The 20,190-nt window shown below is 66.6% G+C and carries 21 protein-coding genes, 1 tRNA gene and 1 pseudogene; 10 read left to right on the top strand and 13 right to left on the bottom strand.

Features of this window, described 5'->3' with window-relative positions:
- Window positions 1–65 precede the first annotated feature (65 nt).
- Window positions 66–1,262, top strand: coding sequence for a M20 family metallopeptidase (locus tag WJM96_RS21215; RefSeq protein ID WP_424814549.1), 1,197 nt, complete (start codon window positions 66–68; stop codon window positions 1,260–1,262).
- Window positions 1,263–1,310: 48 nt separating this feature from the next.
- On the opposite strand, the gene WJM96_RS21210 is transcribed toward WJM96_RS21215, so the two are convergent.
- The 8 genes from WJM96_RS21210 to WJM96_RS21175 form a co-directional block, all read right to left on the bottom strand.
- Complete coding sequence (locus WJM96_RS21210) at window positions 1,311–2,165, bottom strand: N-formylglutamate amidohydrolase (RefSeq protein WP_424814548.1); 855 nt, start codon at window positions 2,163–2,165, stop codon at window positions 1,311–1,313.
- A 16-nt stretch (window positions 2,166–2,181) separates the two neighbouring features.
- Complete coding sequence (locus tag WJM96_RS21205; protein ID WP_424814600.1) at window positions 2,182–2,895, bottom strand: isochorismatase family protein; 714 nt, start codon at window positions 2,893–2,895, stop codon at window positions 2,182–2,184.
- On the bottom strand, window positions 2,895–3,881 hold the full coding sequence (locus WJM96_RS21200) for an ABC transporter ATP-binding protein (RefSeq protein ID WP_424814547.1): 987 nt from the start codon (window positions 3,879–3,881) through the stop codon (window positions 2,895–2,897). The genes WJM96_RS21205 and WJM96_RS21200 overlap by 1 nt, the downstream gene beginning before the upstream one ends.
- Window positions 3,878–4,951, bottom strand: a complete 1,074-nt coding sequence (locus WJM96_RS21195; protein WP_424814546.1) for an ABC transporter ATP-binding protein — start codon at window positions 4,949–4,951, stop codon at window positions 3,878–3,880. The genes WJM96_RS21200 and WJM96_RS21195 overlap by 4 nt, the downstream gene beginning before the upstream one ends.
- A 3-nt stretch (window positions 4,952–4,954) precedes the next feature.
- Entirely contained in the window at window positions 4,955–5,857 is a 903-nt protein-coding gene (locus tag WJM96_RS21190; protein ID WP_424814545.1) for an ABC transporter permease, read from the bottom strand.
- Window positions 5,858–5,867: 10 nt separating this feature from the next.
- Entirely contained in the window at window positions 5,868–6,815 is a 948-nt protein-coding gene (locus WJM96_RS21185; protein ID WP_424814544.1) for an ABC transporter permease, read from the bottom strand.
- 4 nt (window positions 6,816–6,819) lie between these two features.
- Window positions 6,820–8,412, bottom strand: coding sequence for an ABC transporter substrate-binding protein (locus WJM96_RS21180; protein ID WP_424814543.1), 1,593 nt, complete (start codon window positions 8,410–8,412; stop codon window positions 6,820–6,822).
- A gap of 241 nt (window positions 8,413–8,653) precedes the next feature.
- Window positions 8,654–9,526, bottom strand: a complete 873-nt coding sequence (locus WJM96_RS21175) for a LysR substrate-binding domain-containing protein (protein ID WP_424814542.1) — start codon at window positions 9,524–9,526, stop codon at window positions 8,654–8,656.
- 88 nt (window positions 9,527–9,614) lie between these two features.
- On the opposite strand from WJM96_RS21175, the gene WJM96_RS21170 reads away from it, so the two are divergent.
- The 3 genes from WJM96_RS21170 (at window position 9,615) to WJM96_RS21160 (ending at window position 11,407) form a co-directional block, all read left to right on the top strand.
- The gene (locus WJM96_RS21170) at window positions 9,615–10,373 is read left to right on the top strand and encodes a TSUP family transporter (protein ID WP_424814541.1); all 759 of its coding nucleotides are present in this window, start codon (window positions 9,615–9,617) and stop codon (window positions 10,371–10,373) included.
- Window positions 10,370–10,612: a hypothetical protein gene (locus WJM96_RS21165; RefSeq protein ID WP_424814540.1), complete on the top strand. Its 243-nt coding sequence runs from the start codon at window positions 10,370–10,372 to the stop codon at window positions 10,610–10,612. The genes WJM96_RS21170 and WJM96_RS21165 overlap by 4 nt, the downstream gene beginning before the upstream one ends.
- An 87-nt stretch (window positions 10,613–10,699) precedes the next feature.
- The gene (locus tag WJM96_RS21160; RefSeq protein WP_424814539.1) at window positions 10,700–11,407 is read left to right on the top strand and encodes a pirin family protein; all 708 of its coding nucleotides are present in this window, start codon (window positions 10,700–10,702) and stop codon (window positions 11,405–11,407) included.
- Between the two features lie 42 nt (window positions 11,408–11,449).
- Here the strand turns inward: WJM96_RS21160 and WJM96_RS21155 are convergent, their stop codons facing one another.
- The 3 genes from WJM96_RS21155 to WJM96_RS21145 all read right to left on the bottom strand — a co-directional run bounded on the left by WJM96_RS21155 (window position 11,450) and on the right by WJM96_RS21145 (window position 14,676).
- On the bottom strand, window positions 11,450–11,932 hold the full coding sequence (locus tag WJM96_RS21155) for a hypothetical protein (RefSeq protein WP_424814538.1): 483 nt from the start codon (window positions 11,930–11,932) through the stop codon (window positions 11,450–11,452).
- 66 nt (window positions 11,933–11,998) lie between these two features.
- Window positions 11,999–14,194, bottom strand: a complete 2,196-nt coding sequence (locus tag WJM96_RS21150) for a molybdopterin cofactor-binding domain-containing protein (RefSeq protein WP_424814537.1) — start codon at window positions 14,192–14,194, stop codon at window positions 11,999–12,001.
- A 14-nt stretch (window positions 14,195–14,208) separates the two neighbouring features.
- Window positions 14,209–14,676 carry a (2Fe-2S)-binding protein gene (locus WJM96_RS21145; RefSeq protein ID WP_424814536.1) on the bottom strand — a complete coding sequence of 156 codons (468 nt, stop codon included), beginning with the start codon at window positions 14,674–14,676 and terminating at the stop codon, window positions 14,209–14,211.
- Between the two features lie 194 nt (window positions 14,677–14,870).
- Here WJM96_RS21145 and infA point away from each other — a divergent pair, with 194 nt between their 5' ends.
- The 5 genes from infA (at window position 14,871) to WJM96_RS21120 (ending at window position 17,017) form a co-directional block, all read left to right on the top strand.
- On the top strand, window positions 14,871–15,089 hold the full coding sequence (infA, locus tag WJM96_RS21140; protein ID WP_007003972.1) for a translation initiation factor IF-1: 219 nt from the start codon (window positions 14,871–14,873) through the stop codon (window positions 15,087–15,089).
- On the top strand, window positions 15,086–15,679 hold the full coding sequence (locus WJM96_RS21135; protein WP_424814535.1) for a Maf family protein: 594 nt from the start codon (window positions 15,086–15,088) through the stop codon (window positions 15,677–15,679). Before infA ends, WJM96_RS21135 begins: the two co-directional genes overlap by 4 nt.
- On the top strand, window positions 15,679–16,719 hold the full coding sequence (locus tag WJM96_RS21130; protein WP_424814534.1) for a ribonuclease E/G: 1,041 nt from the start codon (window positions 15,679–15,681) through the stop codon (window positions 16,717–16,719). The genes WJM96_RS21135 and WJM96_RS21130 overlap by 1 nt, the downstream gene beginning before the upstream one ends.
- Complete coding sequence (locus tag WJM96_RS21125) at window positions 16,700–16,888, top strand: DNA gyrase inhibitor YacG (RefSeq protein WP_424814533.1); 189 nt, start codon at window positions 16,700–16,702, stop codon at window positions 16,886–16,888. Before WJM96_RS21130 ends, WJM96_RS21125 begins: the two co-directional genes overlap by 20 nt.
- Before the next feature lie 53 nt (window positions 16,889–16,941).
- Window positions 16,942–17,017: transfer RNA gene (locus WJM96_RS21120), tRNA-Phe, on the top strand.
- Window positions 17,018–17,507: 490 nt separating this feature from the next.
- Here WJM96_RS21120 and WJM96_RS21115 read toward each other — a convergent pair.
- Window positions 17,508–18,527, bottom strand: a pseudogene (locus tag WJM96_RS21115) (recombinase family protein); the annotation flags it as partial.
- A gap of 6 nt (window positions 18,528–18,533) precedes the next feature.
- Window positions 18,534–18,863 carry a hypothetical protein gene (locus tag WJM96_RS21110; RefSeq protein WP_424814532.1) on the bottom strand — a complete coding sequence of 110 codons (330 nt, stop codon included), beginning with the start codon at window positions 18,861–18,863 and terminating at the stop codon, window positions 18,534–18,536.
- 862 nt (window positions 18,864–19,725) lie between these two features.
- On the opposite strand from WJM96_RS21110, the gene WJM96_RS21105 reads away from it, so the two are divergent.
- Window positions 19,726–20,169 carry a very short patch repair endonuclease gene (locus tag WJM96_RS21105; protein ID WP_424814531.1) on the top strand — a complete coding sequence of 148 codons (444 nt, stop codon included), beginning with the start codon at window positions 19,726–19,728 and terminating at the stop codon, window positions 20,167–20,169.
- Window positions 20,170–20,190 lie beyond the last annotated feature (21 nt).

The following is a 20,190-nucleotide window of genomic DNA, read 5'->3' as shown; positions in this document are numbered from 1 at the left end:
CCCCGGTTGCGCGCCGGGGCCCGACATGCTGCCCTCCCCGCCTGAATTCGTTACGGGAGCGCCCCATGAACACCGAGAGCACCGAAGCCAAGATCATCGCCTGGCTCGCCACCCAGGAGCAGGCGATGCTCGATGCGCTGGAGGCCATGGTGAACACCGATGGCGGCAGCTACGACAAGGCGGGCGTGGATGCCGTCGGCCAGATCGTCAAGGATTTCTGCGAATCCCACGGCATCGCCGTCGAAACGGTCCGGGGCGAGAAGTTCGGCGACTGCCTCCGCGCCGTCCTGCCGCATGAGGGTTCGGGCGCGGTCCGCACGCGCGGCAACCAGGCCGCCAACATCGTGCTGATGGGCCATCGCGACACCGTCTTCCCCAAGGGCGAGCCGACTCGCCGGCCCTTCACCATCAAGGGTGGCCGCGCCTATGGCCCCGGCGTGGCCGACATGAAGGCCGGGCTGGTGATGAACATGTTCGTCCTCGCCGCCTTCAAGAAGTTCGGCGGCGCCCCCGGCCCCATGGTCGGCCTCTTCACGGGCGACGAGGAGATCGGCTCCCCCGAGGGCCGCGCGGTGATCGAGGAGGAGGCGCGCGGCGCGCGCGTCGTCTTCAATTCGGAGCCCGGGCGCGCCACGGGCAATGTGGTGACAGGCCGTAAGGGCGGCGTGTTCTCGATCTTCGAGATCGAAGGGAAGGCCGCGCATTCGGGCGGCAATTTCGAAGCCGGCATCTCCGCCATCGGTGAGCTGGCGCACAAGATCGTCGCCATCCATGCGCTGACGGACCTCAAGCGCGGCATCACGCTCAATGTCGGCCTGGTCTCGGGCGGGCAGAGCGTGAACACGGTCGCGCCCTCGGCCACCGGGCAGATCGACCTGCGCTACGTGAACCCGGCCGACCGCGACGAGATCATGGGCAAGATCCACGCGATCATCGAGAAGAGCTACGTGCCCGGCACCAAGGCGAAGCTGACCATCAAGGGCGAGTTCCTGCCGCTGACCCAGGACGAGGCCGCCGCCCGGCTCTTCGCCATGTACCAGGGCGCGGCGAAGGATGCCGGGCTGGACGTGAAGCCCGAATTCTCCGGTGGCTGCGCCGATAGCGGCTTCACCGCCGCGCAGGGCGCGCCGACCATCTGCTCCGTCGGCCCGGTTGGCGGCCTCGCGCACAGCCCGGAAGAGTATCTGGAGGTCGCGAGCTTCGTGCCGCGGGCCCAGGCCATGGCCCGGGCCGTGCTACGTCTGGAGAGCGCGGGGCTCTAAGGCAGCGAGCCGCGCCCGCCACGGCCAGCCGGCGCCGGTGCGCGCGGCCTAGCTCGCCTGGCCCCGGGCGTAAGCCGCGATCTCGGCCGCGACTTCGCCCATATCCTGCTGGATGCGGTCGAAATCCGGCCGCTTCACGAAGGTGTAATCATCCATGAAGATCTCCTTGATCGTCTCGATCTGGACGCTGTGAATGCCGTTCGCCGGGTCGCTATGCAGCCGCACGGATTCCGCGCCGACGAAGGGATCGTTGAAGGTCACGCTGTACCCGCGCTTCCTCAGCGATTCCGCGATCATCTCGATGAACTCGCGCGAGCTCGTGGTGCCGTGGCGGTCGCTCAGGCAGAAATCCTTGCGGCGCTGGCCCGTGTCGTGCGCGTGGGCCGGGCCGATCGAGGTCATGCAATGGCAGCTCAGGTGATAGGCGATGCCGGACGCCGCGCGGCGTTCCGCCAGCAGGCCAGAGAGCCGGTCGTGATAGGGGCGCCAGTAGTTCTCAATGCGGCGCTTCACCTCGGCCACCGTCAGACCCTCAGGATAGAGACGATGGCCGCGCGCGCGGCTGTGGATGAGCCCCATACCGATGCTCTGCGTCTTCTCCGATGGGGCGATGCGGTCCGGCCAGGGCTCGTTGAGCACCTCGGGGTCGATGTCGTGCTCGCTGCGATTGGCGTCGATGAAGTTGTTCACAAAGGTGGCATAGAGCAGCCCGCTGCCGGATTTCGGCGCCAGCGCCCAGAGCTCCTCCACGTAATGCGAAACGAGGAAATGCACGTCCGCGAAGGGCGCCGTGCTGTGGAAGCCCGGCGGATACTCGCGCCCGCTGCGGGGCACGTCGAAGATGGAGGGCGCGGGCTCGCCCTCAGGCGGCGTGTAGAGGTAGACGCCGGGTAGATATTCCATCGAGGCCGCTCCGTACTCAGGGAGCCGGAGCGTGCCTCAATGCGGCGTGGTCAGCCAGCGCGGCCTCGACCTCGGCCGCCGACTGCACGTCGCCGAAGAAGAGGTAGAAGTTGATCAGGGAGGCATTGTGCTCCGCATCCGTCATCGCGGCATTGCCGTCGGAGACCATGATGGTGCGGAAGTTCAGCATCATGGCATCCCGCGCCGTGCTCTCACAGCACACATTGGTCAGCGTGCCCGTGATCAGCACCGTGTCGATCCCCCTCGTCCGCAACCGCTCCTCCAGGTCCGAGGCGCCGCGGATGAAGCAGGAATAGCGGTACTTCGGCACGATCTCGTCGCCATCGCGGATATCCAGCGTCGGCCAGAACTCATGCCCTTTGGTGCCGGGAGAAACGGAGCGGATGCGCGCGGCGCGGCGGGCGGGGCTCGCCTGCTCCTCCAGCACGGACCATTCGCTGCGCGACTGCTCGGTCGTCGCGTTCTGGATCCAGCAGACCAGGCCCCCGGCCTGGCGGAGGCTATCGGCCAGGCGGTTGATAGTGGGCACGATTCCTGGCGCGGTCGGCACGCAGGAATGGCCGACCTCCGCATCCATGTAGCCAAGCTGCATGTCCACCACGAGGAGCGCCGTGCGCGTGGGGTCCAGCTCGGCGAAGGGATGCGGGCGGCCGCAGCGCTTGATGACGCGGTCGATCACGCTCCGCGGGATGTCGAGGAGGTGCCGCATCACGCGGGCACCGCGTCGACGGCGCCAGCGCGGATGCAGCGCACCACGCGCCCGGGCACTGGGCTGACGGGCGGCGGCATGGCCGCGTTGCAGTCGGCGATGACGCGCGAGCAACGCGGCGCGAAGCTGCAGCCGGGCGGCAGGCGCCGCATGTCGGGTGGCGCACCGGGAATGGTCTTGAGGTCCTGGTCACGCGGCTGATCATGCACGGTAGAAGCCAGCAGGCCCGCCGTGTAGGGGTGCTGCGGATGACGCAGCAGGTCTCGCACCGGGCCCGTCTCGACGACGCGCCCGGCGTACATGACGGAGACCCGGTCCGCGATCTCGGCCGCGACGCCGAGGTCATGCGTCACGAAGATCACCGACATCCCGAGCTCCTGCTGCAGGCGGCGCAGCAGGATCAGCACCTGGATCTGCACGGTGGCGTCGAGCGCCGTGGTCGGCTCGTCCGCCAGCAGCAGCTTGGGCTCGCAGGAGAGCGCGAGGGCGATCATGGCGCGTTGCCGCAACCCGCCCGACAGCTCGTGCGGGTAGGCGTCGAGCCGTCGCTGGGCGGAGGGGATGCGGACCAGCTCGAACAAGTCCAGCGCCCGTTGGCGCGCGGCCTTGCGGTCGACGCCCTTGTGCAGCGAGACGACCTCGGCGATCTGGTCCCCCACGCGGGCCACGGGATCGAAGGCCGTCATCGGCTCCTGGAAGATCATGGAGACGGTGGAGCCGCGCATGGCGCGCAGCGCCTTGTCGTCCATGGCGAGCACGTCCTGGCCCGCCACGCGGATCTTGCCGGTGATGACCGAGCGCTTGGGCGGCAGCAGGCGCATGAGCGCGCGCATGGTGACGCTCTTGCCCGAGCCGGACTCGCCCAGCATGCACATCACCTCGCCCGGCATCATGGTGAAGCTGACGCCGTTCACCGCGCGGACATTGCTCTCGCGTGTGACGAAGTTGACCGAGAGGTCCTCGACCTCGATGAGGGGCGCGGTCAATGCTGCATCCCCTGCGGCCGCACGGCCTGCGTGTGGCCCGAGGTCGGATCCTCCATATGGCAGGCCGCCGCATGCGTGTCGGCGTCGTGCTGCATCAGGACGGGCGCCTTGAGACTGCAAACCGCCTCTGCATTCGGGCAGCGCGTGTGGAAGCGGCAGCCCGAGGGCGGGTTGATCGGATTGGGCGGGTCGCCGCTGACCGGCGCCTCCTCGCGCCGGTGATCGGGGTCGAGCGCGGGGCGCGAGGCCAGGAGAGCGCGCGTATAAGGGTGCTTCGGGTTGTTGTAGAGCTGGTCCGCCGGGCCGATCTCCACGACCTCGCCGAGATACATCACCATCACCCGGTCGCTGATCCAGCGCACCACGCCGAGGTCGTGGCTGATGAAGACGTAGGTGAGGTTGAGGTCGCGCTTCAGCGCCTGGAGCAGGTTCAGCACCTGCGCCTCGATGCTCTTGTCGAGCGCCGAAACCGCCTCGTCGAGAATAATCATGCGCGGCTTCATCGCCAGCGCGCGCGCGATGTTGACGCGCTGCTTCTGGCCGCCCGAGAGCTCGTGCGGATAGCGCCCGCCGAAGAGGGCCGGATTAAGGCCCACTTTCACGAGCAGCTCCCGCGCCATGCCGATCGCCTCGGCCTCCTTCGCGCCGAAGGCGATGGGGCCGAAGGCGATGGAGTTCTGCACCGGCATACGCGGGTTCAGGGACGAGGCGCTGTCCTGGAACACCATCTGCACCTGGCGCCGCATCTCGGCGACGGTGATCCCGCGCGGCTCGCCCACCGCTTCGCCGTCGAAGATCTGCTCGCCGGCATCGGGCGGGATGAGCCGCATCAGTAGCCGCGCCACGGTGGATTTCCCGCACCCGGACTCGCCCACGATGCCCAGTGTCTCGCCCTTACGCACGGTGAAGGAGATGCCGTCCACCGCCCGCACATGCGCCTTCACCCGGCCCAGCACGCCGCCACGGATGGCGAAGTGCTTCTTGAGGCCGTTGACCGTGAGCAGGGGCTGCGCGGGGCCGCCACGGTCGCGATCGTCGTTCTCGCTCACCGCAAAGTCGGTCATGACCATGAGCTAGCTCCGCACGTCCATGGCAGAGCGCAGGCCGTCGCTCACCAGGTTCATGCTGATGGAGGTGATGAGGATGGCGATGCCAGGCATCGCCGCCACCAGCGGGTTCACATAGATCGACTGGCGCAGTGCGTTCAGCATCAGGCCCCAGTCCGGATCTGGCGGCTTCACGCCGAGGCCGAGGAAGGACAAGCCCGAGGCCAGGATGATCGCCACCGAGATCAGGCTCGACGCGTAGATCAGCACCGGACCCAGCACGTTGCCCAGCACGTGGTGCCAGAGCACGAGGCGCATGGGCGCGCCCGTCGCGCGCGCCGCATCCACGAAGTCGAGGTTGCGAACCTGCGTCGTCGCGGTTTCGGCCACGCGGCAGAGCGGCGGGATGAAGACCAGCGCGAGCGCGATCATGCCGTTCACCGCGCCGCCGCCCATGGCGCCCGAGATGGCGACCGCCAGCAGCACCGAGGGAAAGGCGTAGAACACGTCGACGACGCGCATGATGATCATGTTCACCACGCCGCCGGCATAGCCCGCGAGCACCCCGAGGCTGCCGCCCACCAGCGTCGCCACCACCACCGGCATGATGCCCATGGTGAGCGTGATGCGCCCGCCATAGAGCAGGCGGGAGAGCATGTCGCGCCCGAGTTCGTCCGTGCCGAGGATATAGCGGTCCATGTAGCCCGGCGGCTTGAGGCGCCGGATGATGCTCTCCTGGTACGGGTCGAAGGGCGCCAGCAGCGGCGCGAAAACCGCCGAGAGGATGATGAGCGCCAGCAGGGCCAGGAAGAAGAGCGTGACGTAGTCGTATCGCAGGCGATAGCCGACCGTGCCCCAGTAGCCGCGCTGCTTGGGCAGCGCGAGCTCGGCGGCATCCGGGACGGCGGCGTCGCTGACGGCGGTGGACATGTTCGGCCTTTCAGCCACGCCGGATGCGTGGATCGAGGGTGGACTGGAAGAGGTCCACGGCAAGGTTGGTGACGACGAAGATCATCGCGAGCACGAGGATCGCGCCCTGCAGGACCGGCACGTCGCGGGTCAGGATCGCCTTGCTCAGCAGGTAGCCGCTGCCTGGCCAGGAGAAGACGGTCTCCACGAGGATGGAGCCGCCCATCAGCGTGCCGAACTGCAGGCCCATGACGGCCAGCACCGGCGGCAGCGCGTTCTTGATCGCGTGGCGCAGCACGCGCCATTCCGGCAGGCCGTTGGCCCGCAGCGTCACCACGAATTCCTGATTCATCACCTCCGAGATGGCCGAGCGAGTGGTGCGGGCGATGATGCCGACGGGGATCATCGAGAGGGTGATGACTGGCAGCACCAGGTACTGCAGGTGCTCCCAGCTCGTCGGGTCGAAGGTGTCGCCGGCCGTGCCGGAAGCTGGCAGCACCATCATCTCGACCGAGAAGATGATGACCAGCACGATGCCCAGCCAATAGTTGGGCACCGAGACGCCGAGCACGGCGACGCCCGTCACCAGCCGGTCGATCCAGGTGCCGGACTTGCGGCCGGCGATGGTGCCAAGGACGAAGGCGATGGTGAAGGCGATCAGCACCGCCACTGTCGCCAGCAGCACCGTATTGCCCAGTGAGCGCTGGATCTCCTCCAGGACCGGGCGGCCATTGGCGATGGACCGGCCGAAATCGCCGTGCATCACGCGCCATAGCCATTCGAGGTACTGAAGCGGCAGGGGCCTATCGAGTCCGTAGAGCCGCTTCAGCTGTTCCACCGTTTCGGCGCTCGCGTCCGGCGGCAGCAGCGTCTGGATGGGGTCGCCCGGCGCCAGGAAGACCAGCGCGAAGCAGATCATCGAGACGCCCAGCGCGATGGGGATCGCGGCCAGGAGCCGCCGGATCACGTAGCCGAACATGCGGTCAGCGCGCCGACATCGTGATCGGCGTCAGGTCCTGGAACCAGCTCTGCGCCTGCACGAAACCACGCACGCGGGGCGACATGGCGCGGGGGTTCAGGTCATGCACCACCCAGAGCATGACGGCGTCCTCGCTCATCTTCTCATGCACGCGCGCCAGGATGGCGTTGCGCGCGGACGGGTCGAAGGTGCTGAGCGCCTGGTCGATCAGCGCGTCCATCTCAGGGCTGTTGTAGTGGCCCCAGTTGGAGCCGGCGGGCGCGGCCTGGCGGCTCCAAACGAAGCGGAACATCCCGTTGAAGGGGTCCTGCAGCGAGCGGCTGATATTGATGCCGTGCACGCCCTGGTGCCGCTGGCGCCCGTCGCGGCCGACCTGCAGCAGCGCGTTCCAGTCCATGGTCTGCAGCGTGACCTGGAAGCCCGCGGCCTCCAGCTGCGCCTTCACCAACTCGTTCATCGGCAGCGGCTGCATCTGCCCGGAACCAGAGGTCGAGATCGCCAGGGTCACGCGGCAGGGCAGGCAACCCGCCTCCTGCAGCAGCGCCCGAGCCCGCTGCGGGTTGTACTCGTAGCGGGTCGGGTTGCCGTAGTACGGCGTGCCCGGTGGCAGGTTGGCGTAGCTCTCGAGCGCCACGCCGCCCAGCATTTCCTTGAAGTCCGGGCGGTTCAGCGCGTGGTTCGCCGCGCGGCGGACCCGCACGTCGGCGAAGGGGCCATCCACGAAGTTCAGCTGGTAGGACCAGTTGTGCGGATAGGCGTTCGTGACGATCTGCATGCGCGAGGAGCGCAGGCGGGGAATGGCGTCAGGCGCCGGCGCCTCGACCCAGTCCACCTGGCCGGAGAGCAACGCGGCGGTACGCGTCGAGGCCTCGGGCATGGGCAGCAGGACCAGGCGGTCCGTCTTCGGCACGCGGGCGCGGTCCCAGTAATCAGGGTTGCGGACCAGCTCCAGGCGCTCACCGGGCACCATGCGCGAGAAGCGCCACGGGCCGGTACCCGACGGGTTGCGCGCGAAGGCGTCGGCGTCGTTGTTGACCTCGGCCGAGCGGCGCGGGCTGACCATCATGAGGAAGCTCATGTTGTAGGGCAGCAGGCTGTCGGTCTGCTTCGTGGTGATGGCGACCGTGTGCTCGTCCACCGCCTCGATGCTCTCGAAATTGCCGAGATACGGCCGGGCGAAGGCGAACTGGCGCGCATTGAACTGCGGCGCGCCCTCGCGCGTATAGCGCTCGAAGTTCCAGACCACGTCGGCCGCGGTGAAGGGCGAGCCGTCGTGGAACTTCACGCCCTGGCGCAGGCGGAAGATCCAGCGGCGGTTGTTGCTGGGATCGATCGCCCAGGATTCGGCGAGGCCCGGCTTGATGTCGGCCGCCACGTCGCTGCGCGAGAGATCCCAGCCCACCAGCGCGTCGTAAAGATTGTAGCCGACGAAACGGAAGCCCTCGAAGCCCTGGTCGGGCATGCCGGCGGTGACAGGGATGTCGCCGGCCGTCATGGCGACGCGCAGGACGGTTTCCTGGGCCCGCGCGGGTGACGCAGCGAAGGCGGCCAGGAAGGCGAGGCCGGCGGTGATGGAAGCAAGGCGTCGTGTCGTCATGGGAACTCCCGTCCAGCCCGCTGGTGCGGGGCCGGAATTGCGTGGAGTGCGCTTGCGTTCCTTAGCTGCCCCGTCGAGAGGACAGCCCCTGCCCAGGCAGGTTAGGCTTGCCGGAAAATTACCCTCAACAGGAAAGTGCTCCATTCATGCGCAATCTCGCCGAAGATCGCGCGAATACGATGAACATCAGAGCAGTTGCTTTCAATTCGAGCGGCCTAGCCGTCGGGCGGCGGCCAGCGCGCTATTGTCCAACCATCCCCAAAATCCAGGACCGGAATGCGACAAAGGCGGGGTTCTCCTCGCGACCCGGTCGGTGGATGAGGAACCAGTGGCCTTTCGGCACCGTCGCGGCGAAGGGCGACACCAATCGTCCCTGGGTCAGGGCATCGTCTACATAGGGGCTCAGCCCCATGGCGACCCCCAGACCGTCCGCCGCCGCCTGCTGTGCCTGCCCATAGAAGTCGAAAACCGGCCCGCGTGCGGCGATGCGCCCGGCCAAGCCCTGCGCCGCCAACCATTGTGACCAGTCGTCTTCGGCATGCGCCACGCGGAGCAGAGGGACGGATGCCAAGCGTCCGGGCTGGGAGAGCCGCGCCGCCATGGCAGGTCCACAGACTGGGCGCAGCTGTGCCGCGATCAGCGGCGTGGCGACGAAGCCAGGCCAATCACCGGCGCCGAGGCGAATGCCGCAGGTCCAGCCTTCGTCGAAGGCGGCCGCCGCCCCGCCGGTCCGCACGCGGACCTCGATCCCCGGAGCATGCGCGTGCCAAGCGGCTAGGCGTGGAATGAGCCAGTGGTGAGCAAAGCTCGGCCCCACGCCAACCACCAGCACCCGCTGGCCCGCGCGGGCGCGCGTGGCCTCAGTCAGGCGCTCCAGTTCGTCGAAGATCCCGCTGAGACCTATGCGATAGGACTCTCCGGCCGGGGTAAGGAGCAGCCGGTTGGGCCGCCTCTCGAAGAGCCCGATTCCCAAGCGCTGTTCCAGCAACCGCACCAGACGGCTGACAGCGGCGGGGCTGACATGCAATTCCGCCCCCGCGGCGGCGAAGCTGCCGTGCCGCGCCGCCGCCTCGAAGGCGCGGAGGCCGTTGAGGAAGGGCAGCGCGCGCGACATGCATCCTTCTCCACCCTCAGGAAAGCTGAGGCAAGGGCCTGAATATCTTCCCTGTCGCAACGTTTCGCTGGCGCGCAGATTGGCGGGCATGTCGCTACCCCTCGCTGCGCTTCTCTGCGCGATCATGATCGGGACCTCGCTGCTCTCCGGCATCTTCGGAATGGCGGGCGGGCTCATTCTCGTAGGCGTCCTGCTGGCACTCATGCCGCTGCCCGATGCCATGGCGCTCCATGCCATCACGCAGATCGGCTCCAATGGCTGGCGGGCGATCCTCTGGATCCGCTACGTCCGCTGGCGCAGCGTGGCTCCGTACCTCTGCGGCTGCGTGCTGGCGACCATCGCCTGGGCCACGGTGCAGTTCGTGCCGGACAAGCCGTGGGCGCTGCTGGGCCTCGGCATCACGCCCTTCCTGGCACGCATGCTGCCGCAGGGGATGAAGCCCAATCCGGACAGCATCGTGCAGGGGCTGGTCTATGGCAGCATCTGCATGGGACTGATGCTCATCACCGGCGTCTCCGGCCCGCTGGCGGATACCTTCTTCCTCGGGACAGGCTCCCTCGACCGGCGGCAAATCGTGGCCACTAAGGCCTTCTGCCAGGTGGTGAGCCATGCGCTGAAATTCGTCTACTTCGCCGCGCTGATCCCGGATTCCGGCAGCGTGCCTATCTGGCTCGCGGTGATGGGCGTGGCGGCCTCCATGACGGGTACGACGCTTGCGCGCCGTATCCTGGAGGCGATGAGCGAGACGGGCTTCCGCCTCTGGTCGCGGCGGATCATCACCACCATCGCCATCTTCTACCTGGCCCAGGGAGGATGGCTGCTGGTTTCCGGATGGAGCGGACCGTGAGCAATTCCGTCGTTCATTCGCTGATGCTCGATCTTGTGGAATGGCTGCGCCCCGCGCCGCGTTCCTACGAGGAGGCGATCGAGGCCTGGCGCACCTCCTGCCCCCGCCTCACGGTCTGGGAGGACGCGCTGGAGCAGGGCCTGGTGGAGGCGCGGCGCGGGCCTTCGGGTTCCCTCGTGGTCGCCGCCACGGAACGTGGCCTCGCCGCGCTCGAACGCCGTCATCACCCCGCTGAATGAGGACGATCCCGGCCGCTGCATGGCTGGCGGCGCGCGGATGGACCATCTTCTCCGCAACGGGGCCCATATGGCCCCACGGAGAATACCATGATCGACATCCGCCCCTTCGAGAGCCTCGGCCACGCGGATCACGGCTGGCTGAATGCCCGCCATCATTTCTCCTTCGCGAACTACATGGACCCCGCACGCCTGAGCTGGGGCAAGCTTCGCGTGTGGAACGATGACGAGATCGCGGCCGGCCACGGCTTCGATCCGCACCCGCACCGCGACATGGAGATCATTACCTACGTCCGCGAGGGCGCGATCACGCACCGCGACAACATGGGCAATGTCGGCCGCACGGAGGCGGGCGACGTGCAGATCATGTCGGCCGGCACGGGCGTCGTGCACAGCGAGTACAACCTCGAGCCGGACACGACGAAGATCTTCCAGATCTGGATCATGCCAGACCGCCGCGGCGCCAAGCCGAACTGGGGCGCGAAGAGCTTCCCCAAGGCCGGGCGCGAAGCACATTTCGAGGTGCTGGCTGGGGGCCGCGAGGGCGATGCCGAAACCGGCGCGCTGCCCATTAATGCCAATGCGGCGGTGATGGCGACGACCCTCTCGCCGGGGCAGGAGCTTCGCTACCCCCTAGCGGAAGGCCGTGCCGCCTATCTCGTGGCGGCGCGCGGCTCCGCCAGCGTGAACGGCGCGAAGCTCGGCGCTCGCGACGGCGCGGCCATCGCCGAGGAGCGCGAAATCGTCATCCGCGCGGATGAAGAGGCCGAGATCGTGATGGTGGAAGTGGCCGCCTGAGTAATTCCGGTGCGATCCGCCTAGGCGGATCACACCGGGCCCTCAGCGACGCGGGCCGCACTGGTCGACAATCGTGTTCCCGGATGGCTCGCGCAGTGCTGTGCGAGCATTAGCGAGGGGGAACTCCTGGCGCCAGTTCAGGTCTGGAATCTGCGCCGTGAAGGTGGGCGAGGAACTAGTCATGAGGGCCCTCGCCGCCGTCTGCACACCCGCGTCCCGATCATTGCCGTTCACCACGCCATTCAGCAGCGGCAACGGCAGGGTCTGGCCATCCACCGTCAGCTGCAGCGTGTGCCGCCCTTCGGGCGGACGGCCCGCGACCTGAACCGAAACCGAAGGGCCTTGCTGGAATTCAGCCGTCGAGCAATTGAAGGCGATGTAGGAGTCTTCGCCCGGTGCTCGGACAAGAGCCTGCAGGACACCCTGGCCGTAGCCAGTTCCCCAGCCCATCGGGACGCCCTGCGCCATCGCCGCGCCCGAAATCGCACAGACGGCGCCGAGCGCCGCGAGAGTCTTGCATGCCATTGGAATCCTCCATCCGGCTTTGTCTTTCCGGATGGAGAATGCGCAAACCCGCGCCCGGGTTGCCCGTCAGGCCCCGCGCGCGGCGGCCTTGAACTTCTCCGGCGTGAACGGAACGGAGCGCATCCGCACGCCCGTTGCGTCGAAGATGGCATTGGATACCGCAGAGGGAACGATAGCCGCCGTCGGCTCGCCCGCGCCCCAGGGGGCTTCCGCCGGGCGGTCAATGAGGTCGATCACCAGCTCCGGCACCTCGGGGAACGAGATGACGCGGTAGCTGTTCCAATCGAGGCTCGTCACCGCGCCGCGATCGAAGGTGATCTCCTCGTAGAGCGTGCGGCTCAGCGTATGGATGATGTTGCCTTCCACCTGCGTGCGCACGCCGCCGGGGTTGATCATCTGGCCGCAATCATGCGCGCAGAAGAAGCGCGTCACCTTGATCTCGCCCGTCTGGCGATTGACGCGCACCTCCGCCACGCCGGCGACGAAGGTCCGCACCAGCTCGTACTTGCAGTAGGTGACGCCGCGGCCCGTGACCCAGTCGCCCGCGATGTCGCGCTGCGGGCTCGGACGCTTCTGCCAGTTGGAGATCCGGGCCACGCGCTCCAGCACCTCGCGGCCACGCGTCTCCGTGGGCGGCAGCAGGCTCAGGCGGTAGTCGATCGGGTCCACCTTCGCCTCGGCCGCGCATTCGTCGAGGAAGCACTCGTTCGCATACGTGTTCTGCATGCGGCCGGGCGTGCGGATCCAGCTCGGCCGGAAGGGCGTCGTCTCCAGGCGCTGGCAGACGGTCTTCACGGCCGGCACGGCATAGGGCAGCGCCAGGTTGTGGACGATATTGCCGGGGCTGATGATGGACTCGCGGGGCGCATTGGCGAGTTCCGCGGCCGTGAGGTCCACATTCCCGCCCGCGCCCTTCGGGATGTAGGCCGTGCTCTCCCATCCCAGGATCTTGCCCTGCGCGTCGAGACCGGCGCTGAGGTCCACGAGATGCGGCGGGCCCTTCGGATCCCAGCCGTGCTCGTCGGCGCGCATCCACTGCACGCGCACCGGCCTGCGGACCTCCTTCGCCAGCAGCGCGGCATCGGCAGCCGCGTCCTCGTGGCCGTTGCGGCCGTAGCAGCCCGCGCCTTCCAGATAGATGCAGCGCACCTGCTCCACCGGCATGGCCAGCATCATAGCCAGCTGCTTGCGAAGGTTGTGCGTCGCCTGGCTCGCGCTCCAGGTGGTGAGGCGGCCATCCTTGAACTCGGCAACGGCGCAGGAGGGGCCCATGGAGCCATGGGTGTGGATGGCGAAGTCGTAGCTGGCGCTGAGCTTCTTCACGGCGCCCGCGACGGCACCGGCGGCGTCGCCGCGCTCCTGCGTCACCTGGGTTTGGGCGACGGGCGTCTGGCGCACATGCTCCCAGAGCTTCGTCTGGTCGGGCAGGCCCTGCCAGTTCGACCAGCGAACCTTGAGGTCGCGCGCGGCGCGGATAGCGGACCACTCGCTCTCCGCCACCACGCCCACGAAGGCGCCCTTGTGGACGACCTTCACGATGCCGGGGATGTGCGCGACGCTCGCCTCGTCCACCGACTCGGCGGTCGCGCCCATCTGCGGCGGGCGAACGGGGCGGCCATGCAGCATGCCCTCCACACGGACATCGTGAACGTAGCCGCCGTGGCCGAAGACCTTGTCGGGGATATCCACGCGCGGCACGGACTGGCCCACGATGCGGCGCTCGCCGGGCGGCTTGATGGGCGCTGCCGTATCCACCTTCAGGTCCAACCCACCGGACCGGACGAGCTCCGCATAGGTCAGTCGGCCGGAGGGGCCGACGACCACACCCTCCTCGACGCGCAGCGCCGTGGCCGGGACGCGGAGGCGCCCGGCGGCACGGTTCACGAGCTCGCGGCGCGCTGTCGCGGCGGCGGCGCGCAGGGCCACGCCGCCGTTCTGGATGGAGAGCGACCCATAGGTCGGGCCCTGGTCCGGCGTCTGGGCCGTGTCGCCCTCTACGACCGTGACGCGGGCCAGCGGCACGTCCAGCTCCTCGGCCGCGATCTGCATGAAGCCGGTGCGGACACCCGTGCCGAGGTCGACCTTGCCGATATAGACCGTGACCTTCCCCTCGCCGTCGATGGCGAGGAAGGAGGCGACCTGGTCGCCCGCGACCGGCTTCTCGGTCCAGGCCAGGGCGGCGCGCGGCGCGGCCTCGAAGCCCACGACGAGTGCACCGGCCGCCTTCAGCCAGGAACGGCGGTCCATGGTGATGGCGTTCATCTCCCTGCCCTCCCTCAACCTTGCGAGGCCGCACGCATCACGGCGGCGACCACGCGGGGATGGGTGCCGCAGCGGCAGATATTGTTCACCAGCTCCTCGCGCACCTGCGCCTCGGTGGGGCGCGGCGTCTTGGCCAGGAAGGCGGCGGATTGCATGATCATGCCGTTGGTGCAGTAGCCGCACTGCACCGCCTGCTCGGCGATGAAGGCCTGCTGCAGCTTATGGGGCGCGGCGGGGGTGCCCAGGCCCTCCAGGGTCACGATGGTCTTGCCCGCGGCGCTGGCGACCGGCAGCACGCAGCTGCGCATGGCCTCGCCATCCACATGCACCGTGCAGGCGCCGCACTGGCCCAGCCCGCAGCCGAAATGCGGCCCCGTGAGGCCGAGATCGTTGCGCAGCGCGTAGAGCAGAGGCATGTCTGGGTCGTCCGTGGCGACGGTGACCGGCCGTCCGTTGACGGTCATTGCCAAGTTCTGGCTCATGATTCCCTCCCTCCCCCGTAGGGATCGGGGGCTTGGCAGCCATTCTTGCGCCGCGGGTCACGGAACGGCAAGAATCGCGCGCAGTAGCTTGACCTTGCGGGGCTGAGGGCGCATGTCACGCTCGCCCGAGCCGGGGCTTGCCGCGGGGCGATCCCACACGCCCCCGCGCCCCCTACGGCCTCAGAAGGATCGGAATGTCTAAAGAGGATATGATTGAGTTCAGCGGCCAGGTCGTTGAACTTCTGCCCAACGCCATGTTCCGCGTGAAGCTGGACAACGAGCACATGGTCCTGGCGCACACCTCCGGGAAGATGCGCAAGAACCGCATCCGCGTGTTGGCCGGTGACCGCGTGAACGTCGAGATGACGCCCTATGACCTGACCAAGGGCCGCATCACCTTCCGCTTCAAGTGACCGCAAGCGGGGAGCGCCCGCCCCTCCTCCTGGCCTCGGCGAGCCCCCGCCGGCTCGACCTGCTGGCCCGCATCGGCGTCACGCCGGATACCGTGGCCCCCACCGACATCGACGAGACGCCACGCCGCGATGAGTTGCCGCGCCAGCTCGCCGCGCGGTTGGCCGCGAGCAAGGCGCTCGCCGCCGCCGCGGCCTCGCCCGGCGCGCTCGTGCTGGCGGCCGATACCGTCGTGGGGGTGGGCCGCCGCATCCTGGGCAAGCCGGCCGACGAGGCCGAGGCGCGCCGCTTCCTGGAGTTCCTCTCCGGGCGGCGGCATCAGGTGCATACGGGGGTCGTGCTGCAGCGGCCCGACGGGCGCGCCGGCAAGCGGCTGGTGACCACCGTCCTGGCCTTCCAGCGGCTGACTGGCCAGCAGATCTCGGCCTATGTCGAAGGCGGTGAGTGGCGAGGCAAGGCTGGCGGCTACGCCATCCAAGGCCAGGCCGAGATGTTCGTGCGGTTCCTTTCCGGCAGCCATTCCAACGTGGTGGGCCTGCCTCTCTTCGAGACGGCGCAGCTTCTCAGGGGCTGCGGCTGGCTCAGGCCGTGATGGAGATCCGCCTCTCCCGCTCGCCCGGGGAGCGGCGGGTGGCCCTGCTGCGGGACGGGCGGATGATCGGCTACCGGCTCGAGCGCCCTGCCCGCCCCGATGGGGTGGGCGATGTGGTGCGGGGGCGGATCACGGCGCTGATGCCTGCCATGTCCGGCGCCTTCGTGGCCCTGCCGGGCGGCGAGGACGGCTTCCTTCCCGAAAGCGAGCTCCCGGACCGCCGCATCCCGCCCGAGGGCACCTATCTCAACCTGAAGGTCACGCGCGCGGCCCAGAACGGCAAGGGCAAGCGCGTCTCCGCGCGCATGGCACAGGGCGAGGCCCGGCCAGGCCCGGACCAGGCGCTGCGCTGGGCCGCCGCGCATGCCGGCGCCACTATCCTGGCCGACGACGCGGCCGAGGTCGCCCGCCTGCGAGGCCTGCTGGGCGCCGAGAGGGTGCGGATCGGCAAAGCCTTCGACGACGAGCTGGAGGATGAGGCGGAGCGCCTCGCCTCGCCCGAATGGCCGCTGCCGGGGGGCGGGCGGATGATCTTCTCGCCCCTCCCGGCACTGGTCGCGGTGGATGTCGATTCGGGCGGCGCCGACCCGCGCGAGACGAACCGGGTGGCCATCGTGGAGTTCGCCCGACAGCTGCGCCTGCGGGATCTCTCGGGTGGGATCGTGCTCGACCTCGCCGGGCTGTCGGTCAAGCAGCGGGGTGCGCTGGAGGAGCCGCTGCGGGCGGCGCTGGCTCCGGACGGGCAGACACAGCTCCTGGGGCTCGGGCCGCTCGGGCTCTTCGAACTCCGGCGCGCGCGAATCCATCCGCCGTTGCATGAGGTCCTGGCCGATCGCGCGCTGGCAAGAGGATTGGCGTTGCTTCGCCGGGCTGCACGGGAATCGGCGGCAGCGCCGGCACGGCAGTTCAAGCTTTGCGCGCCCGCGCCGGTCCTGGCCGCGCTCCGCGCCATGCCGGAGGCCCTGGCGGAGTTCGCCGCCGGCGCGGGCCAGCACATCCTGCTGGAAGTATCCGATACCGATGAAATCGCCGATGCCTGAGCGCCGTTGTCCAGTCTGCGGCAAACCTGCGGCCCTGCGGGAGCCGGGCCGCCGAGGCGCCTTCCCCTTCTGTTCGGAACGCTGCCGACAGGTCGATCTCGGCCGCTGGCTGAGCGAGAGCTACGCGGTCCCCGCAGCCGACCGCGAGGATGAGGAAGAAGATCGGTAGGGGGTGGCTGGACACGCTACCACCACTCCGTTATCACGCGCCCACCCAACGGCGCCCAGGTAGCTCAGTTGGTAGAGCATGCGACTGAAAATCGCAGTGTCGGTGGTTCGATTCCGCCCCTGGGCACCATTTTGTTTTCCCTTGAGTCAGCACCCGAGAAAAGCGCGAACGGCAGCGACAAAGCGGCGGTTCGATATCCTTCATTGCGGACATATCGAAGCTGGCTGGCAAAAGTCAGTTTCAGGACCGCGTGGCGGTCCTCTAAGCGGCCCGTCTCCCATAATTTCCAAGGGCTTGCGAGGAAGCTCAAAGCGGTTCGAAGTGTCGCATCATAGCTGCGCGCCGGTCCCCTGCCCGCCGCCCGCTCTCGGAGCAGAAGCCGCTCCTCTTCGAGCTGTGCGACGCGAGTCTCATAGGCCCTAATCACACTCGGCACGCTGGCCTCGACAATCCGATCCAGGAACTGCGCGATCTGGTCTTCGACCTTCGCAAGCTGGACGCCGAAGGCTTTTCTCTCCGAGGCATACGTCGACAAGCGACGATCCCAGAGCTTTTTTAACATCGACTCGGCCAAAGCGAACAGCCTCGCGGATGGCTGAAGAGCACGCAGCAGCGTTTCGAACTCACCTTCGATCTCGTCGCGGCGGATCGACTTCCGATGACTCACGCACCCTTTGTGCTGACATGCATAATAGGCGTGGCGGCCATTGCGGCCTGTGGACCATGCGGCAGTCAGGGGTGAGCCACATTCACACAACACGAAGCCACGGAGCGGGAAATCCGCATTAAGGTTGGTCCGCTTCGGAAGGCGCGTGTTGCCGTCCAGGCGATCCTGAATATCCTTGAACGTCTCGAAGCTAATCAGCCCCTCATGAAGGCCTGGCCGAGGCGCTATCCCCCACTCTGGCGCAGCGACGCAGCCTGCATAGACCACGCGACGCATGAGGTTGCTGACCAAGTTCGGACGAACGAGCCCAGCACGATCCTTCGGAAAAAGCGGATTGTTTTGGAGGAAGCGCAGAACGTCAGCCTGGGTCCCCAACTGCCCGGAGGCGAAAAGCTGCAGGGCCTCCCGGATGATGCTGGCGACCGGCTCATGGAGTTTAAGCATCTTGCCCCGCCCTGGCATGGACACTTGGCGATAGCCAAGCGGTGCCCTGAAGGGCCAATGCCCATTCAAAAGACGCGCGCGCATGCGGTGCGCGGTCTGCTCGCCGTTCTTCTGGCGGAGAAATTGAGAGGTGGAAGCAAGCATGTGCTCCACGAGCTGCGCGTCGGAACTCTCGCCAAATTCTATCGAAGGAGACTCGAGCTTGCCGCCTGCGGACGCGATGGATGCACGAAGCTCAAGATGCGCCTCCAGCCCCCTTGCGAGACGGGACACATCATCGATTATCACCACGGTGCCGCCATTGCGGCGACGCGCTCGCAAGAAGGCCAGCATGGCCCGCATCCCTGGACGCTCGACTAGCTTTCCTGACACATCGTCATCGAAAACCTGAACGACGGCGTAGCCCTTCATGCGCGCGAACTCGCGGCAGCGGGTCTCCTGCGAGCGGAGGCCATCACCTACCCGGGTCTGCTTCAAACTTGAAACGCGGCAATAGATAACCGCTTCATGTAAATTGTCTTGTGCCATATCTGCCTACTCGTCGCCCTCGCCCTGCACCTTCTTGAAGAAGGTGCGAGCTATCGACGCGGAACTGATCGAAGTGGGTTTAGAGCCTGAGCTTATCACGGATCGGGTAATCCCCTCGCGTCGCTCGCTTGGCTCATCCCCAACTTTAGAAAGAGCTAAATCATCATTGAGAAAGGCTTGATCAGCGAAGCTTGCCATGATCCGCCACATAATGCGGATTAATTCGAGCTTCTCTGCGTCGCTTAGATCAAAATCTTTCACCTGATCCCAATATTCCTTAGGATCGAGGTCATTGTCTTTTGAGCCCGGCCCGCTTAAGGCGAGGTCCGTTTTCATCGCACGCCTCCTTTCTATTCAGTGACAAGCAGCGCCAAATTAACTATAATGAACAAAACAAGAACAAGTCAAGGAATTATTTCCTAATATTTCAGTTATCTTCGAAGCAATTGAGGATTATCGGCTGAATTCAAATGCGGAATTTAGATTTGCGATTAGACTGTTGACGGTTAGCGGGCCTGGAAGATCAGGCCAAGCGGAATATGAAAAGCTCTTGCTAGAGGATTACAAAATTGCAACCGAACGGCACTACGCCGCCTAAAAAATAAAACATTTCCTGCCGACCGCTCAGCCGCTGAATTCGCGCGAGAGAGACCCTGAAGGCAAGGCAATAGGGGACGACGGTTGTCCGTCTTGCGAACGCGTCCGACTGGGCAGCCGCATGGCCAAAGATCGAGAGAGGTGGAAGCGGTTCTGCACAAGACGGCCCAAACCATACCTGCTGGATGACGTGCAAGATGTGCGGTGTAGTACCGCAATCTTGGCAAGGGGCGGTGCCCGCCCCGTTGCATCCCCCAGCCAGGCGGCTCTTCGGGGACAAGCCCACTCATCACCTCCGCAACGTCTGGCCGTTGCATCACCAGTCAGAGAGCCTTCGAGCTCCCCGACACCCCATGACCAAGGGGCGTGCCTGCCCATTGGAACCCAGCCTCTCCCGAGAGGCCAACCCTGCGCGGTTTGGATGCCGCCACCCTTTCGCGGGTGGATCACGACCAAGGGAGACTTCGCTCTCCCTTGGAACCCTTCGAACAGCGCCAGCCCGCCTCAGAGCCCTGCGAGCTCACTGAAGCCATCTCACTTCGATAGAGTTCGAGCAGCGGCATATGGGACTTCCTACAGGCGAATCAGTTATCCTTAGCGCATGGTCGATACGCGCACACCAGAACAGCGAAGACGCATTATGCAATCCGTAAAAACGAAGAACACTGGCCCTGAGCTAGTCGTTCGTCGTGCGCTCTTCGCCGCTGGATACAGATACCGAATTCATCGCCGCGATTTGCCAGGATCCCCAGATATTGTTTTCCCTTCGCGGCGGAAAGCCATATTCGTTCATGGTTGCTTTTGGCACGGCCACAATTGCAAGAAAGGACGCCCCTCCAAGTCAAAAATTGAATACTGGGGGCCGAAGATTGAAAATAATCGGCAGAGAGATGAGAAAAATTATAAATCTCTTCTAACCATGGGCTGGGATGTTAAAGTGATATGGCAGTGCGAAATCGAAAATAACAAAAATATACTGGCCGAAATACTGGATTATGTGGATAGCCCCACAAATCCGATCGACATCTCAGAGCCGAAGGAGTAGGCTTCGTATATGACGAATCGT

Origin of the sequence: Roseococcus sp. YIM B11640 (assembly GCF_049727625.1) — a bacterium.
Taxonomy (GTDB): domain Bacteria; phylum Pseudomonadota; class Alphaproteobacteria; order Acetobacterales; family Acetobacteraceae; genus Roseococcus.
The sequence above is the reverse complement of the archived record's forward strand: the minus strand, read 5'-3'. Positions and strand labels throughout refer to the sequence as shown.